The sequence below is a fragment of the Acidobacteriota bacterium genome, assembly GCA_012729555.1.
Taxonomy (GTDB): domain Bacteria; phylum Acidobacteriota; class UBA6911; order UBA6911; family UBA6911; genus UBA6911.
In genome coordinates this window covers 25781-40332 of record JAAYCX010000036.1, presented here as the reverse complement: position 1 = coordinate 40332, position 14552 = coordinate 25781, and the positions used below count along the sequence as shown (strand labels likewise).

Annotated in this window: 12 protein-coding genes; 6 read left to right on the top strand and 6 right to left on the bottom strand. The window is 63.6% G+C overall.

Features of this window, described 5'->3' with window-relative positions; translation table 11 throughout:
- Positions 1-190: 190 nt before the first annotated feature.
- The gene (locus GXY47_07775) at positions 191-382 is read right to left on the bottom strand and encodes a Flp family type IVb pilin (GenBank protein NLV31041.1); all 192 of its coding nucleotides are present in this window, start codon (positions 380-382) and stop codon (positions 191-193) included.
- Positions 383-762: 380 nt separating this feature from the next.
- Between GXY47_07775 and GXY47_07770 the strand changes: the two genes are divergently transcribed.
- Both GXY47_07770 and GXY47_07765 read left to right on the top strand, forming a co-directional pair.
- Positions 763-2301: a hypothetical protein gene (locus tag GXY47_07770; GenBank protein ID NLV31040.1), complete on the top strand. Its 1539-nt coding sequence runs from the start codon at positions 763-765 to the stop codon at positions 2299-2301.
- A gap of 7 nt (positions 2302-2308) precedes the next feature.
- On the top strand, positions 2309-3091 hold the full coding sequence (locus GXY47_07765; protein NLV31039.1) for a glycosyltransferase: 783 nt from the start codon (positions 2309-2311) through the stop codon (positions 3089-3091).
- On the opposite strand, the gene GXY47_07760 is transcribed toward GXY47_07765, so the two are convergent.
- The 3 genes from GXY47_07760 to GXY47_07750 all read right to left on the bottom strand — a co-directional run bounded on the left by GXY47_07760 (position 3079) and on the right by GXY47_07750 (position 7251).
- Positions 3079-4365 (bottom strand): DUF2029 domain-containing protein, encoded by a 1287-nt coding sequence (locus GXY47_07760; GenBank protein NLV31038.1) that lies wholly within the window; start codon positions 4363-4365, stop codon positions 3079-3081. The genes GXY47_07765 and GXY47_07760 overlap by 13 nt on opposite strands.
- 106 nt (positions 4366-4471) lie before the next feature.
- Positions 4472-5149 (bottom strand): response regulator transcription factor, encoded by a 678-nt coding sequence (locus GXY47_07755; GenBank protein ID NLV31037.1) that lies wholly within the window; start codon positions 5147-5149, stop codon positions 4472-4474.
- A complete protein-coding gene (locus tag GXY47_07750; GenBank protein ID NLV31036.1) occupies positions 5149-7251 on the bottom strand; it encodes a HAMP domain-containing histidine kinase in 2103 nt (700 codons plus the stop codon). The genes GXY47_07755 and GXY47_07750 overlap by 1 nt, the downstream gene beginning before the upstream one ends.
- Positions 7252-7408: 157 nt before the next feature.
- Here GXY47_07750 and GXY47_07745 point away from each other — a divergent pair, with 157 nt between their 5' ends.
- Together GXY47_07745 and GXY47_07740 are read left to right on the top strand one after the other, a co-directional pair.
- Complete coding sequence (locus GXY47_07745) at positions 7409-8803, top strand: hypothetical protein (protein NLV31035.1); 1395 nt, start codon at positions 7409-7411, stop codon at positions 8801-8803.
- Between the two features lie 54 nt (positions 8804-8857).
- The gene (locus GXY47_07740) at positions 8858-9850 is read left to right on the top strand and encodes a hypothetical protein (protein ID NLV31034.1); all 993 of its coding nucleotides are present in this window, start codon (positions 8858-8860) and stop codon (positions 9848-9850) included.
- A 6-nt stretch (positions 9851-9856) separates the two neighbouring features.
- Here the strand turns inward: GXY47_07740 and GXY47_07735 are convergent, their stop codons facing one another.
- Positions 9857-10714: a M23 family metallopeptidase gene (locus GXY47_07735; GenBank protein ID NLV31033.1), complete on the bottom strand. Its 858-nt coding sequence runs from the start codon at positions 10712-10714 to the stop codon at positions 9857-9859.
- A 162-nt stretch (positions 10715-10876) separates the two neighbouring features.
- Between GXY47_07735 and elbB the strand changes: the two genes are divergently transcribed.
- Both elbB and GXY47_07725 read left to right on the top strand, forming a co-directional pair.
- Positions 10877-11542, top strand: a complete 666-nt coding sequence (gene elbB / locus GXY47_07730; protein NLV31032.1) for an isoprenoid biosynthesis glyoxalase ElbB — start codon at positions 10877-10879, stop codon at positions 11540-11542.
- Positions 11539-12168, top strand: a complete 630-nt coding sequence (locus GXY47_07725) for an HAD family phosphatase (protein ID NLV31031.1) — start codon at positions 11539-11541, stop codon at positions 12166-12168. The genes elbB and GXY47_07725 overlap by 4 nt, the downstream gene beginning before the upstream one ends.
- On the opposite strand, the gene GXY47_07720 is transcribed toward GXY47_07725, so the two are convergent.
- Positions 12165-14540 (bottom strand): transketolase, encoded by a 2376-nt coding sequence (locus GXY47_07720; protein ID NLV31030.1) that lies wholly within the window; start codon positions 14538-14540, stop codon positions 12165-12167. The genes GXY47_07725 and GXY47_07720 overlap by 4 nt on opposite strands.
- Positions 14541-14552: the final 12 nt, after the last annotated feature.

Sequence of the window (14552 nt, the reverse complement as noted above, 5' to 3'; positions counted from 1 at the left end):
GCCAATAAATCGTATCTTTTTCATGACCGGCTCCTTTCGTATGTGGCTCTGCACTACGTTGGTTTATCCGATCCGTAGTGTAACCCACGGCCTACGAATTCGGAGTCGGTCGTTCCATTTTGACTAGCAGGAGAAAAGCCGGGGGGTGACGACCGACCCGGCCCGTCACCCCCCCGAAGGTTTGTTAGGTCTAGGTGATCGCGAGTCCTGAGGTCACTCTCGAGAAAACAGCACTGAGCTGGCTGGTGATGTTCGGGTTGGCGGCAAGCAGGGCCAGCGCGATCAGCACGAGCAGCAGGGCATATTCGATCACGGTCTGCCCTTCTTCTTCCCGGGTAAGTTTCGTTTTGAGATCCAGATATTTCGCATACAGTGAAAGCATGGTTGTTTCTCCTTTGTTGTTTGTGCTGGCAATCAAAACCTTTGGAAATGCAGCATAGGCTAAATCAAATAACAGTGAGGGGTGCAGCAACTTTACACCCGGTCACAAAAAAAAATGTCAACCGAATGTCAAATATTGTAAATGGCAGGAACTCTCAAAAGATCACTTCGCCCGCCCTTTCAGCCCAGCGATATCGCCGAAACTGCTTTCTGGGACACTTCATCGGCATCGGGACCGTGATTCTTCTTTACTTTCGCGAAAATATTAAGAGCATAGGCAATTGGGTCGATACATTTGCGTGTCACGGCGGTATTACCGGATCGATCGCTTTTGATGGACCTGAATGTTTTGTCCAGGGCCGGGGATCATGAGGTTTGACTATGCAACTATCAGGCTTATTGAAACGTCTGTCGCCGACTAGGGAGCAGCTCTGGTACAGCATCCCCTTTTTCTTCATCATACAAAAATGCTTCCGAGAGAACCTTCCGCTTCTTGATTTCTGGTGGCACCTGAAAATGGGGCAGGTCATTCTAGAAAATGGCGCCATCCCCCGAACCGACATATTTTCCTTTACTGCGGCGGGGAAGGTCTTTGTCGTTCAAAACTGGCTGGCAGAAACCATTCTTTATGCAGTTTATGCGCTTGGCGGGGAGAAGATTCTGCTCCTTTTCAATACGGCCGTTTTCTTCGCCGTGATCTTCATTCTATGGCGCATCAGCCGGAGCCTGTCGCATAGTACATGGGCAAGTGTGTTCGCCACCATGGTCGTGGCCGTATGCCTCCCGGTAAACATCAGGCCACAGATTTTCTCTTTTCTTTTATTTGCCCTGTTTTATTGGATTCTCAGTTCCTGGGACGCGGGAGGTTTCAAACGAATCTATTGGCTCCCTATTTTGGTGGTAGCCTGGGTCAACCTGCATGGCGCTTTTGTGCTGGGGTTGGGACTCATGGCCATTTTCCTTGCCGTGGAAGCCATTCATCTGCGGGTAACCACCGTGGCGGGTGAATACGCCGATCGAAGAAGAATTGTCCATCTTGGGGCCGCCTTCATGTTGTCTCTTGTGGCTACGCTCGCCAATCCCGAGGGCTACGGGATCTATCGATATATTGGCACGGTTGTTAACGACGCCTCTTCGCGGCTGTTCGTGTCTGAATGGCAACCTCCACATATTATGGAACTTACGGGGATTCTATTATTTTTCTTCCCCTTTTTCCTCACGGCGATCACGCTTATTCTTTCTGAGAAACAGCCCCGGATGATTGATTTAATTCTGTTTACGGGATTTGCCTTGTTCGGCCTCACTGCAATGCGCAACTGCGCCTGGTTTCAATTGATTGCCACACCGATTCTGGCACGTCATCTTCCCTCGATTCCATGGAAATCAATGTTGGTTTGCTGGGGATCCGATCTTAAAAGAAACTCGTTGTTTTCCTTGTCCCCAGGTTCAGGAAATGTTCAAAGAATCAACCTCGCGGTTGCCGGACTTTTGGTTTTTCTGGTGTTGGTCAAATCTCCATTGTGGCGGAATCTGCAGGGTGAGGGTCTGCTCGACAGTCAGACTCCAGTGGGAGCAGCTGATTACATTGAGGAACATAATCTGAAGGGCAATACCTTTCATCCGCAGATTTACGGGGATTATTTGCTCTGGAGACTCTGGCCCCAGCAGCGTGTGTTTTTCGATGGAAGAGTGCATTTGTATGGGGAGGAGTTTGTGCGTGCCTACTTCCGGATTTACGAGGATTCCGATTGGGAAGATAGGTTGAAAAAATCCAAGATTCGTTATGTCTTGCTGGAGAAACCGCAGGAATCGGACGAAGGGAAAGGGTTGGTCGGCAGGATAGGGCGTTCTAGAAACTGGAAGAAGATATTTGAGGATTCCCGGTCTATTCTCTGGGAACGGCTGACGCCGATTGATTGAGACTGCTATGCCTGGAATTTTCCCCAAAAACGTCGAAGTCTCGGTGATCCTTCCCGCCTACAATGCGGCGTTTTGCGTAGAAAACAGCGTTAGTTCCGTCCAGCGGTTTTTGACTTCCTGCAGCCGGTCGTTTGAGATCATCGTCGTTGATGACGGGAGCGCTGATCGGACCTCTGAAATATTATCCGCACTGAGCATTCCGGAGCTACGTGTATTGCGAAATGACCGGAATGCAGGGAAGGGGAGCGCCGTCGCGCGCGCAATGCTTGTGGCAAGCGGCCAGTGCAGGATTTTCACTGATATCGATCTTCCCTATGATCTTAGAGCCATTCCTTTGGCGATGGAGCTTATCAATCGCCGCGATTATCATCTGGTGATCGGTGACCGGACCCTCCCCGGATCGAATTATTTTGATGATGTAAGCCGGCTGAGAAATGCGGCATCCAAAATATTTTCAACATTTATAAGGCTTGCGATCACGGGTGAGGTTCCCGATACCCAGTGCGGGTTCAAAGCATTCAGGGGGGATGTGGCTGAAGAACTTTTTTCACAGCTCCGGCTGAAGGGTTTTGGCTTCGACGTTGAATTGCTCTACGTTGCTCTTAAATATAACTTGGAAATTCGTCGAATACCTGTGCGTTACACGTCATCTTCGTCAACGACCGTCAACCCCTGGACGGATGGGGTGATGATGCTGTCTTCGATTATTCCGCTTCCGCTGTACTGGCGGATGGGGAGGTACAAAAGCGAGAAACTTGAAAAGCTGGGGATGGTCCGCTACTGGCCGTAGTCGCTTTGGTAATTTGTCTGCTTTCGACACAGGACCAGCAGAAGACCGATGCAAAAGAGAAACAGGGCTACGGGGGCCATCTTGAAGGGTTCGAAACGGCTAAGACTGGAACGAAAGAAGAACTCCAGGTAGAGGCCGATTATTCCCATCACGATTAGCAGATACCCCTTGTTTATCCTTTCTCGAAGAATCCAGGCTGCCGAGATGATCATGGGTGCGAGAAGAAGGGTAAGGTCATAATAGAGCAGTTGAACCGAAAACATCACCGATAGTGCGGCCTGCAGGGAAAACTGAAGGTCAAAATCCTTGCTCTTTCTCTCCCTTCCAGTCTTCCCGTTCACCCAAAAATGACTCAAGGCTACAAGCATCGCCCCAAACAGCACAAAATAACCATTGCCAGCAGCGGGGGTGCGAGCAAACAATCGGGTGATCAAGGCAAAAAGGCCGACTCCCTGATCGGGTGGCAGTTGAACCCCCTGCAGCAATTCCTGTCCATAAACATATTGGGAGGCCGTTTTCAGATAGGCAAGAAACCCGTCAAAACCCAGCATATGAAGGCTGCCTGAAATCAGAACAACTGCCACAGTGGCGAAGCCGGCCAGCATGCGCCAGCGCCTCTCTAGCAAGACAAAAACCAAAAAGATGAGAAAGAGTGGGGGCTTATAGTAGGAGAGCGCGAGCGCCGCTCCGGCAAGAAAATCCCGGTTGTTTTTAAGGAAATGATAGATCAGGGAAAACATCAATAACCCGAGACAGGACGTTTGACCACCCGCCAGGCAGTTGACCGAAAAAGGGACGAAGGCTATCGCGCAGAGAAAGAAAAGCGACTTCATCTGATTTGAAAGAGGGGTGTGCGAGAGGATAAGAGCAATGGAGCTGCCCGCAAGCAGCAGGGAAAACACCAGCCATGCGAAATACGCCTGCTGGAACGGAAGCCATGAAAAAAGGGAGAAGAGTTTTGCGACAAGGGGGGGGTAGGCGAAGGGGAGGTAAAGTTCCTCAACCGGATTGTCTCCGACAATCTGGCGCTGGCGCTGATGCGATGCCTCGAAATCGTAGAGTTGATGGATATTGTTTTTTGCGTTTTCCCCCGCAACGTAGAAGCAGATGAAGTCTCCCCCCACCAGCGTATTGTTGGGGAGAAGTATACCGTTAGAATGGCTGTAGTTAGCCTGGTAGATCCGGATGGTTGTTATGAGGACAATACAGTTGAACAGGATAAAGAGGAAAAGCGCAAAATTCCGGAATGGGATCGGCTTGCCTGTATTGAGCATCGGAGGATCGATTGCGTTTATGTAATTGCTTGAATCAGATATAGTTGCCTACGCTTGGTGAATATCCTATCTAGCGGCCGGAAGTCAAGAAAACATGGGTTTGCCCCTACCCCACAAACCGATACCCGCCGCCGTAGACGGAGAGGATGAATTTGGGGTTGGAGGGGTCTTCCTCGATCTTCTTGCGCAGCTTCAGGATGTGGGTGTCGACCGTGCGGGTGGTGGGGTAGCTGTCGTAGCCCCAGACTTCGTTGAGCAGCCGATCGCGGCTGACGACGACCTCGCGGTTGTGGATCAGGTAGCTGAGCAGGTCGAACTCCTTCTGGGTGAACTCCACGTGGCGGTCGCCGATGGTGGCGCGGTAGCGGTCGAAGTCGATCTCCACGTTGCCGAAGCGGTAGCGCGACAGCTGCGGCTGGGCCGACTGGCGCCGCAGGCAGACGCGGATGCGGGCCATCAGCTCCCGGACGCCGAACGGCTTGGTGACGTAGTCGTCGGCCCCGATCTCGAGCCCGAGCACCCGGTCGAGCTCCTCCCCCTTGGCCGTGAGCATGATGATGGGGGTCGAGACCGACCGCTGCCGCAGCTCGCGGCAGACGTCCAGCCCGCTGATGCCGGGAAGCATGACGTCGAGCAGGATGAGGTCGGGGCCGTCCTGGAACACCCGCTTGAGCGCCTCCTCCCCGGTAGCGGCCTTGAGGACCTTGTACCCTTCTTTTTTAAGGTTGAGCTCGAGCCCCATGGCCATTTCGGCGTTGTCTTCGACGATGAGTATCTTGATCATTAGCTTTCCAGCCCCCGTTTCAGCCGCGCTTCGACAGCCGTGATCCTGGTCTTCTGTGCTTTAGCCACCGGGAAGCGGAGGCGGAAGCGGCTCCCCTGGCCGACCTCGCTCTCGGCCTCGACTTTCCCCCCGTGGTCTTTCATGACCTGGGCCACGAGGTAGAGCCCCAGGCCGCACCCTCCTTTTTCAGCCGTCCCCGGGACCCGGTAGAAGGCGTCGAAGATCCGCTTCTTCTCTTCGGCCGAAATCCCGATCCCGTTATCCTGCACTTCCACGACCACCTCGTCCCCCTCGCGCCAGGCGTTGAGCCGGATCAGGCGGGAGGCGCCCGAATACTTGCGCGCGTTGTCGATCAGGTTCGCCACCATCTGGTAGACCTGCTCCGGGTTGTGCCGCACCGGGGGCAGGCCGGGCTGGATCGAGAGGCGGAGCTCGAATCCCTTCATGAACAGGTAGTCGCTGAAATCCTGGGCCACCTGCGCCACCGCCTCTTCGACCTGCCCCTCGGGCATGGCGGGCGGGGGGAGGTTCTTCTCCCGGCGGGAAAAATCGAGCACGTTGTTGATCAGCCGGCTCAGGCGCGCGCTCTCGCGGGCGATGATGCTGAGGTAATTCTTCCGGTCCTCGGGCGCGAACTCCCCGTTGTCGTCCGCCAGCGTTTCGCTGTAGAGGCGGATCAGGCTGAGCGGGGTCTTGAACTCGTGCGAAACCCCGCTCACGAAGTCGGAGCGGAGCTGGAAGGAGCGGATGTCCCACGACACCTGGATGAAGAGGAAGAGGCCGAGGGCCAGGATCAGGCCGAACATCACCGCCGAAAGCGCCATGAACCAGAGTTCGCGCCGCGATCCGGAGCCGGCGGGGACGGGGTCCGACACCACCCGCAGCTTCCAGTAGGGGAGGAGGTTCTGGAAGGAGGCGATCGTTTCCCCCTCCTCCCGCCCGAGGCTCGCGAGCTGCTGCGAGTCGACCAGCGCGGCCGAGCGGAGCGACTCGAAGGCCCCCTGCCGGGCGTAGCTCGGGATCAGGCCCCGCTCGAGCCAGCGGAAGGAGAGGAAGAAGCCGACGGTGAGATCCTCCCCCCCCGGCTGCGGCAGGCGCGTCATGAAGACCTGGTAGGGGGTGTCCTGGTGGTGGAAGGCCTGGGGGTAGGTCCGGTTCGGCTGCTCGAGCCGCTCGGGGGAAAAATGGGACCGGATGCCGGCGGCCGTTTTCATCCCCGCCAGGAAGAAGGAGTCGGTGCGGTAGGTGTCCCCCGTTCCCAGCCGCGATTCGAGGTTCGGGAGGACGCGCTCGAGCTGGGCGGCCGACAGCTCCCACCGCCCCTCGAGCAGGTCGTGGTAGAGGTCGTGGACGGTGGGGAGGGGGTGCTCGAGGAGCGGCGCGTCTTCGCTCGTCGCCACGCCGAGGACGAAAGGGAGCTGGGAGCCGTCGTAAGCGTCTCCGTAGCGGCTCACCAGGAGCCGCAGCGCCTCCCGCGCTTCCGTTTCCCGCCCGGCGCGGCGCAGCGCCCGGGCGGCGCGGTAGAGCGCCGTCCCGCGCAGCCGGGGGGCTACGGGCAGGGCCTCGGCCTGGCGATACGCCTGCACCGCCCGGGCCCGGTCGCTGCTCTTTTCCAGCTGCTCCCCTTCGGCCAGGAGGCGTAAAAAGGCCGCGTTCTGCCGCCCCGCATGGAAGGGCGCGATCTCCTCCGGCGTTTCCTCTGGCGGCAGGGCGAGGCGGGGGAAGACCTGGCGCGCCCCTTCGAAGAGGAAGAAATTCTGCGCGATCGGGTGCAGGTCGCGGCGCCGGTTGAAGAATTCCCGGTAGCGGGCGAGCTCCTCGAGCGAATCCGCCCTGCGCGGGTCGTAGCGCAGCATCCCCAGGGCGTGCGGGTCGAGGCAGTCCTCGGCCAAAAGCGCGATGCGCCCTTCCATTTCGCGCGCCAGCCGCTCCCCGGCGTCGTCGAGGTTCGCGGTGGAGAGTTCCCGGGCCCGCAGCCGCTGCTCGTAGAGGGAGACCACGCTGAAGCCGAGCAGGACGAGGGTGGCCACCAGCACCGCCAGGAGGTAGAGGCGGACGGCCTTCAGGCGGAGGGTGCGGTTGTTTCTTCTCAGGAGCGCCATAGGGTTCGAAAGCCCGCTGATGGTTGAAAACAAACATACTATGGGGTTTGGCGCCGGGGATCAAGGAAAATTGCGGCGGGTGGCCCCGGCGTTTTTCGGTAAATCCCCCGCCGGCGCGGCCGATGAGGCTAGGGAATTGCTTATTGCCGAGGAGACCATGGACCCGATCGCCGAAGATTTCTTCCCCCCCATGCCCGCCAGGCTCGAGGAAACCGGGCTCAACGTGAAGTTCGTCAGCGCCCTGCTGTTTCGGAGCATGTACCTGCTGGGGCTCGAGACCAACGTGGCCATCGCCGCCCAGCTCCGGCTGGGGCAGGGGATCGTCGACGACCTGCTCGGCAAACTCAAGCAGCAGGGGTTCATCGAGATCAAGGGGTTCGAGGGGGCCGACTCCCGCGTCGCCCGCTACTCCCTCACGACCGCGGCTCGGGACCTCGCCATCGAATCGGCCCGCCAGTGCGAGTACGTGGGGCCCCTGCCGGTCCCCCTGGCCCAGTACCAGGAGCAGGTGGTGCGCCAGGGCCTCGCCAACGAGCAGATTTCGATGGAGCGGCTCGCTTCGGCCCTCTCCCACCTGGTGCTTCCCGCGAGCGTGATCCGCCGCCTCGGCCCCGCGGTCAATTCGGGGCAGTCGCTCCTGATCTACGGCCCCCCCGGCAACGGGAAAAGTTCGATCAGCGAGGCGATCGGGCGGGCGTTCGCGCAGCCGATCTTCATCCCCCACTGCGTCGAGGTGGACGGGCAGGTGATCCGCGTCTACGACCCCACCGTGCACGAGGAGATCCGGGAGGAGAAGAGCGGGGCGGGGGACTACCGCGAGCTTCTGAAGAAGAGGCCCGACCCGCGCTGGACCCGCTGCCGCCGCCCGGTGGTGGTGACCGGGGGGGAGCTGACCCTCGAGATGCTCGACCTCGATTTCGACCAGACGGCCAAGTTCTACGAGGCCCCGCCGCAGATGAAGGCGATCGGGGGGGTCTTCATCATCGACGATTTCGGCCGGCAGCTGGTGCGCCCCAAGGACCTGCTCAACCGCTGGATCATCCCGCTCGAGCGCCGGGTGGATTACCTGAAGCTCCACACCGGAAAAAAGTTCGACGTGCCGTTCGACGAACTGGTGATCTTCTCCACCAACCTCTCGCCCCGCGAGCTGATGGACCCCGGGCTGATGCGGCGGGTCAAGTACAAGCTCCATCTCGACCCCCCCTCGATGGCCGACTACGTCAGCATCTTCCAGGGGGTCTGCCGGCGCAGGGAGATGGACCTTCCGGACGAGATCCTCTCCTGGCTGCTCGAGGATTTCTACCCCCGCCACGGCGGCTCCTGCGCGGCGTTTCACCCCGCCTTCATCGTGGAGCACGCCGAGGCCACCTGCCGCTACATGGGGCGCGAGCCGCGCCTGACCAGGGACCTCGTGGCCGACGCGCTCGAAAACCTCTTCCTGGTGGAACGCGCGCCAGGGGCGTCCGCGCCCGGGGCGTCCGCGCCCGAGTCGTCCGCGCCCGAGTCGTCCGCGCCCGCCGTAGGGTCCGCCCGGGCCGAGCGCGCCTCCTGATTGGGATTGATTTTCCTCATCCATAGGATTTTCATTAGGGGAGGAGGAGGCTTCATGCGCCGACCGCTCGTTTTGCTTTTGCTCTCTTGTTCTGTTGTTTCCCTCGTTGCCGCCGAAGCGGAAAAACCCGCATTTCGATGGATCGACCCCGCCGGGGAGACCGCGGGGGTGAGCCTGGCCACGCGCCGGGCGGAGTCGCTCGAGGCGGCCGTTGTCACCGGCCCCCCGGTCGAGATCGAGGTCCGGCGCGAGGTGTCGGGGGCCACCACCCGCGTCACCCGCACCGTCTACGGGAAGGACGTCAACGGGCGGCGGCGGCTGGTCGAGACCGTCGTCGAGGAGATCGGGGAGCTGAAGGGGGGCGGTCACGACGCCACCCGCACCGTTTCCCGGGCCGGCCCGGGCGGCGCGATGCGGGCGGTCGAGCGGCAGACGCAGCGGGCGGTGCCGGAAGGGGAGGGGTTCGAGGTCACCTTCCGCTCCCTGGTCCCGGGCGTGTCGGGCGCCATGGAGGAGCGGGAGCGGGTGCGCCAGAGCGAGCGGCGCGACGGGGAGGCGGTCGAGATCGACCGCGTGCGCTACCAGCCCGACCTGTCGGGTAAGTGGAGCGTCGTCGAACGGCGCGTGAGCCAGAGCACCGCGGCGGAGGGGGAGACGCGCACCGATGAGGCGCTCTACAGCTACGACGTGAACAACCGGCTCAGGCTCGAGCGGCAGGTCGAGGCGCGGGAGTGGAAGGATTCGGCCGGCCGGAGCCGGATGGAGGCCCAGATCTTCAATGCCGACCTTGAAGGCAGGCTCCGCTTTGCCGGCCGGGTCCGGCAGAGCCGGCGGGAGCTGGGGGACGGGGGTGTGGAAACGGTCGAAACCCGCGAGGAGGCGAGTCCCGCCGCCCCGGGCGAGGGGGTGCGGGTGGTGCGCCGGATCGTCGAGCGGAGCGCTCCCGCGGGAGCCGAAAGGACCCGCCGGGTGCTCGAGGTGCAGGAACCCTCTCCGAACGGGGGGATGCGCGTCACCCACACCCGGGAGACGGTGGAGACCCGGTAGCCCGGCCTACCTCGTCACATCTATCAGCGACAGCGGGTCGACGCGGGCGCCGGAGAGGGTGACGGTCCAGTGCAGGTGGGGGCCGGTCACGCGGCCGGTCGCGCCCACCTTTCCGACGATCTCCCCCTTCTTGACGACGTCCCCGGCCTGGACCGACATCTCCGAGAGGTGGGCCAGGTAGGAGCAGGCGCCCAGGCCGTGGTCGAGGATCACGGTGAGGCCGGAGTAGTAGAGGTCCTGGGCCAGCGCCACCCGGCCGGCGTTGGGGGCGGCGACGGGGGTGCCGGCGGCGCCGCGCAGGTCGACCCCGGTGTGGGGCTTGCGCGGCTGGCCGTTGTAGACCGTGCGCTTGCCGAACTCGCTGATCAGCGCGCCCGGGACCGGCTTGGCGAAGGGGCCGCTCCAGAGGCGCGCGGGGGAGAGGGCGCCGAAGACGGCCTCCACCTCGGCGCTCTCGCGCTCGATCCGGGCGAGCACGGCTGCAGGCGGGGTCACGTATTTCGGCTCGACCTTGAGATGGCGGGTGGGGAAGCTCTTCCCGCGCACGGTGAGGGTGTCGGCGCCCGTGATCTTTTCGCCCCCCGGCAGCGTCCCCTCGAGCCGCAGGGTGTAGGTCCCCGGCTTCGTGCCGAGGTCGACCCCCACGAGGGCGTTCCAGGCCCCGTCGACGGGGAAGGCGGGGAAGGAGCGGCCGAAGGCGCGGATCTCGAGCGAGTCGAGCCGGGTCCCGATCCTGAGGAGCACGACCTCCCCGGGGGTGAGCGGACCCGCCGCGGAGATCGCGAGCGGCTGCCCGGAGGCCGGCACGGGGGGGTGCATCAGAAGCAGGAGCGGGAGCAAGGGGGCGAGGATTCGTAAGCGCATGGGGCGATTGTAGCGCAGGGGGGCGCGGATTTCGAGCCTTTCCGGGCACGCCAGGCCGGAAGGGGTGGAAAGTCGCGCCGCTTTTTGTTTTAATTTGGTAAGGCCGTCATCGGGGCCCGCGGGGCCGCCGGAGAAATCGAAGCCATCACCCTGGAGGGGATCATGAAAAGGAAAACGGTGGGAGTGCTGCTGTCCGGATGCGGGGTGCAGGACGGGAGCGAGATCCACGAGGCGACGCTCACGCTCTACTTTCTCGACAAGATGGGGGCCGACATCCTCTGCATGGCGCCGGGCAAGAACCAGGCCGACGTGGTGAACCACGTCACCGGCTCCCCCGTGGAGGAGACGCGCAACTGCCTGACGGAGGCGGCCCGGATCGCGCGGGGAAAGATCCGCGACGTGAAGACGGTGATGACGGACGACATCGACGCCCTCGTCATCCCGGGCGGGTTCGGCGCGGCCAAGAACCTCTGCACCTTCGCCGTCGACGGGGCCGACTGTCTCGTCGACGATGACGTGGCGGCGCTCTTGCGCGAACTGGCCCGGGCGGGCAAGCCGATCGGCGCCCTCTGCATCGCCCCCACCATCCTCGCCGCGCTTTTCGGGCGCGAACTCTCCCCGACGCTGACCATCGGGATGGACGGGGCCACCGCCGGGGCGCTCGAGGAGATGGGGGCGAAGCACAAAAAGGCGCAGGCGACCGACATCGTCGTCGACGAAAAGAACCGGATCGTGACCACCCCCTGCTACATGATGGCCCAGGGGATCGCCGAGGTGGGTGCGGGAGCCGAAAAACTCGTGGCCCGGATCCTCGAAATGATCGCGTGAGGGGGCTCGACACGGTCCTGTTCGACTGGGACGGGACGCTGGTCCATTCGGAGCGCGTCTGCTACGAGGCCTTCAGCCGGAGCATGGAGCATTTCGGCGTCCCCTTCAGCGAGGAGATCTACGCCCGGCACTTCACCCCCGACTGGAGGAGGATGTACCGCGAGCTGGGCCTCCCCGAGAGCCGGTGGGCGGAGGCGGAGGAGCTCTGGACCCGCCACTACGGGGAGCGGGTGCCCGAACTGCGCGCCGGGGCGGAGAACGTGATGCGCGCGCTCGGGGAGCGCGGGGTCCTCCTCGGGGTGGTCTCGAGCGGCTCCCGCGCCCGGGTGAAGGGCGAGATCGCCGCCCACGGTTTCTCCGGCTCCTTCGGCGCCGTCGTCTGCGGCGAGGACGTGCGCCTTCCCAAGCCCCACCCGGAGGGGGTGCTCAGGGCGCTCGGGCAGCTGCAGAAGGACCCTCGGCGCTCCTGCTACGTCGGGGACCACCCGGTCGACATGGAGACGGGGCGCCGGGCGGGGGTGCGCGTCTTCGGGATCCGGAGCGGTTTTCCCGCCCCCGGCCTCGGGGAGGCGGCCGACCGTCTCCTCGGCTCGCTCGACGAACTCCTGCTCTTCACCGAAAACTAGGTGTAGCGCACCAGGTCCCGCACCGCCTCGACGATCTCCTCCCGGTTCGGCTTGCTGAAGTAATCGCCGTCCCCCCCGGCCGCGGGGCGGTGCTCCCGGGCCGGCAGGGTGCGCGGCGGGGCCAGGAGCCAGTCGAACCCCCCCTGCTGTTCGATCACCTTCTGCATCATGTAGGCGGTGGCCCCGCCCGGGACGTCCTCGTCGACGAAGAGGATGCGGTGGGTGCGCCGGAGCGACTCGACGAGCCTCCCTTCGGTGTCGAAGGGGAGCAGGGTGCGGACGTCGACGACCTCCGCCTCGATCCCCGCCCGCGCGAGCAGTCCGGCCGCCTCGAGCGCGATGGCGCAGCAGGCGCCGTAGGTGGCGATCGTCACGTCGCGCCCCGGGCGCACGGTCTCGGGCACCCCCAGCGGGAGGGAAAACTCCCCGATGTTGTCGGGGAGCGGCGCCCGCAGCCGGTAGCCGTTGAGCACCTCCACCACCAGCGCCGGGTCGTCCGACCGGAAGAGGGTGTTGTAGAAGCCGGCGGCCTGGGTGGCGTCGCGGGGGACGCAGACATGGATCCCCCGGACGAGGTTGAGGATCCCCGCCATGGGGGAGCCGGAGTGCCAGATCCCCTCCAGCCGGTGCCCGCGGGTGCGGATGATGACGGGCGCCTTCTGCCCGCCGCGGGTGCGCCAGCGGAGCGAGGCCAGGTCGTCCGACAGCACCTCGAGGGCGTAGTGGATGTAGTCCAGGTACTGGATTTCGGCGATCGGGCGGAAGCCGCGCAGCGCCAGGCCGATCGCCTGGCCGATGATGGTGGCCTCGCGGATCCCGGTGTCCATGACCCGGTCGGCCCCGTACTTCGCCTGCAGCCCCGCAAACCCCTGGTTGACGTCCCCCAGCCGTCCCACGTCCTCCCCCATGGCCACGAGTTCGGGGTGGCGCTCGAAGGCGGCGTCGAAGCAGGCGTTGAGGATCTCGAACCCCTGCCGGACGGGGGATTGTTCCGAATAGCGGGCGGGGACCGGCGTGACGCGGAGGGGGGAGCGGGCCGATTCGCTGTAGAGGTGCGACCCGTAGCGTTCCGCGGCCGCTTTCTTCTGCCCGGCGATCCAGCTCGTGAGGGCGGGGTCTTCCCCCCCGAGGAGCTGCGCCTCGGCCGCGGCGGCCAGAAGATCCCGCCGCAGCGGGTGCGGGGCCTCCCGGAGCCGGCGCGCGGCGAGTTCGAACGCGCCGGGGTCGGCGGCTTCCCCGGCCGCGGCCTCGAGCAGCCCCAGGAGCCGGTCGCGCTCGGCGTCGAGCGGGGCGCGGTAGGCGCTCCAGGCGCGGTCGCGCGCGTCGAGCGCGTGCGCCTTTTCCTCCCCCTCGATGGCGTTGAGCTCCTCCGGGGTCGCGAACGCCCCGGAGATCAGCCACGCGCGCATCCTGAGGAGGCAGTCGTGCTCCCGCTCCCACTTGAGGCGCTCGGGGGGCTTGTAGCGCTCCTGGCTCCCTGAGGTGGAATGCCCGTGCGGCTGCGTCAGTTCGGTGACATGGACGATGCCGGGCACGTGGTCGCGCCGCACCGCCGCGGCGGCCTCCTGGAAGGTGCGGTAGAGCGCCGCGTAGTCCCACCCGCACACGCGGAAGATGCGGATCCCGCAGCCGGCGCAATCGGCCGCGCCGGCGCTTTCGCGGAAGCCCTCGAGGATGATCGAGATGTCGCTCTTGGCGAGCTGCAGCTCGTTGGGGACCGAGATGCCGTAGCCGTCGTCCCAGATCGCCAGGAGCATCGGCGCCTGCATGACGGCGACGGCGTTGATCGATTCCCAGAAAGCCCCTTCCGCGCAGGAGGCGTTGCCGATGGTGCCGAAGGCGATCTCGTTGCCGCCGTCGCTCCAGCGCCCGGCGCCCAGGTCCGGCCGCCGGCGGTAGAGCTTGGAGGCCAGGGCGAGCCCGACCAGGCGCGGCATCTGCGCCGCCGTCGGCGAGAGGTCGGCCGAGGAGTTCACCCCCTCGAGCTGGTGGCGCCACCGGCCGTCCGCGTCGAGCAGCCGCGTGGCGTAATGCCCCGTCATGTGGCGCCCGCCGAACCAGGGCTCGGCGTCGGGGTCGGCGTGGGCGTAGAGCTGCGCGAAGAACTGCTCCGGGGTGACCAGCCCGAGGGCCAGCATCAGCGCCTGGTCCCGGTAATAGCCCGACCGGAAATCGCCGGGGCGGAAGGCGCGGGCCAGGGCGACCTGCGCCGCTTCCTTGCCGTCGCCGAAGATGCCGAACTTGGCCTTCCCCGAAAAGACCTCCTGGCGGGCGACGATGCTGAGGAAACGGCCGAGCCACGCGGTGCGGTAGTCCTCGAGGACGGCGGCCCGGTCCGGGAGTGCGGCGGCAAGCGGCGGTTTTTTCTTCATGGGCGCGCCCCT

Coding starts and splice junctions, on each gene's coding strand:
- elbB (NLV31032.1), top strand. CDS start 10,877: ATGAAAAGGAAAACGGTGGGAGTGCTGCTGTCCGGATGCGGGGTGCAG.
- GXY47_07775 (NLV31041.1), bottom strand. CDS start 382: ATGCTTTCACTGTATGCGAAATATCTGGATCTCAAAACGAAACTTACC.
- GXY47_07770 (NLV31040.1), top strand. CDS start 763: ATGCAACTATCAGGCTTATTGAAACGTCTGTCGCCGACTAGGGAGCAG.
- GXY47_07765 (NLV31039.1), top strand. CDS start 2,309: ATGCCTGGAATTTTCCCCAAAAACGTCGAAGTCTCGGTGATCCTTCCC.
- GXY47_07760 (NLV31038.1), bottom strand. CDS start 4,365: ATGCTCAATACAGGCAAGCCGATCCCATTCCGGAATTTTGCGCTTTTC.
- GXY47_07755 (NLV31037.1), bottom strand. CDS start 5,149: ATGATCAAGATACTCATCGTCGAAGACAACGCCGAAATGGCCATGGGG.
- GXY47_07750 (NLV31036.1), bottom strand. CDS start 7,251: ATGGCGCTCCTGAGAAGAAACAACCGCACCCTCCGCCTGAAGGCCGTC.
- GXY47_07745 (NLV31035.1), top strand. CDS start 7,409: ATGGACCCGATCGCCGAAGATTTCTTCCCCCCCATGCCCGCCAGGCTC.
- GXY47_07740 (NLV31034.1), top strand. CDS start 8,858: ATGCGCCGACCGCTCGTTTTGCTTTTGCTCTCTTGTTCTGTTGTTTCC.
- GXY47_07735 (NLV31033.1), bottom strand. CDS start 10,714: ATGCGCTTACGAATCCTCGCCCCCTTGCTCCCGCTCCTGCTTCTGATG.
- GXY47_07720 (NLV31030.1), bottom strand. CDS start 14,540: ATGAAGAAAAAACCGCCGCTTGCCGCCGCACTCCCGGACCGGGCCGCC.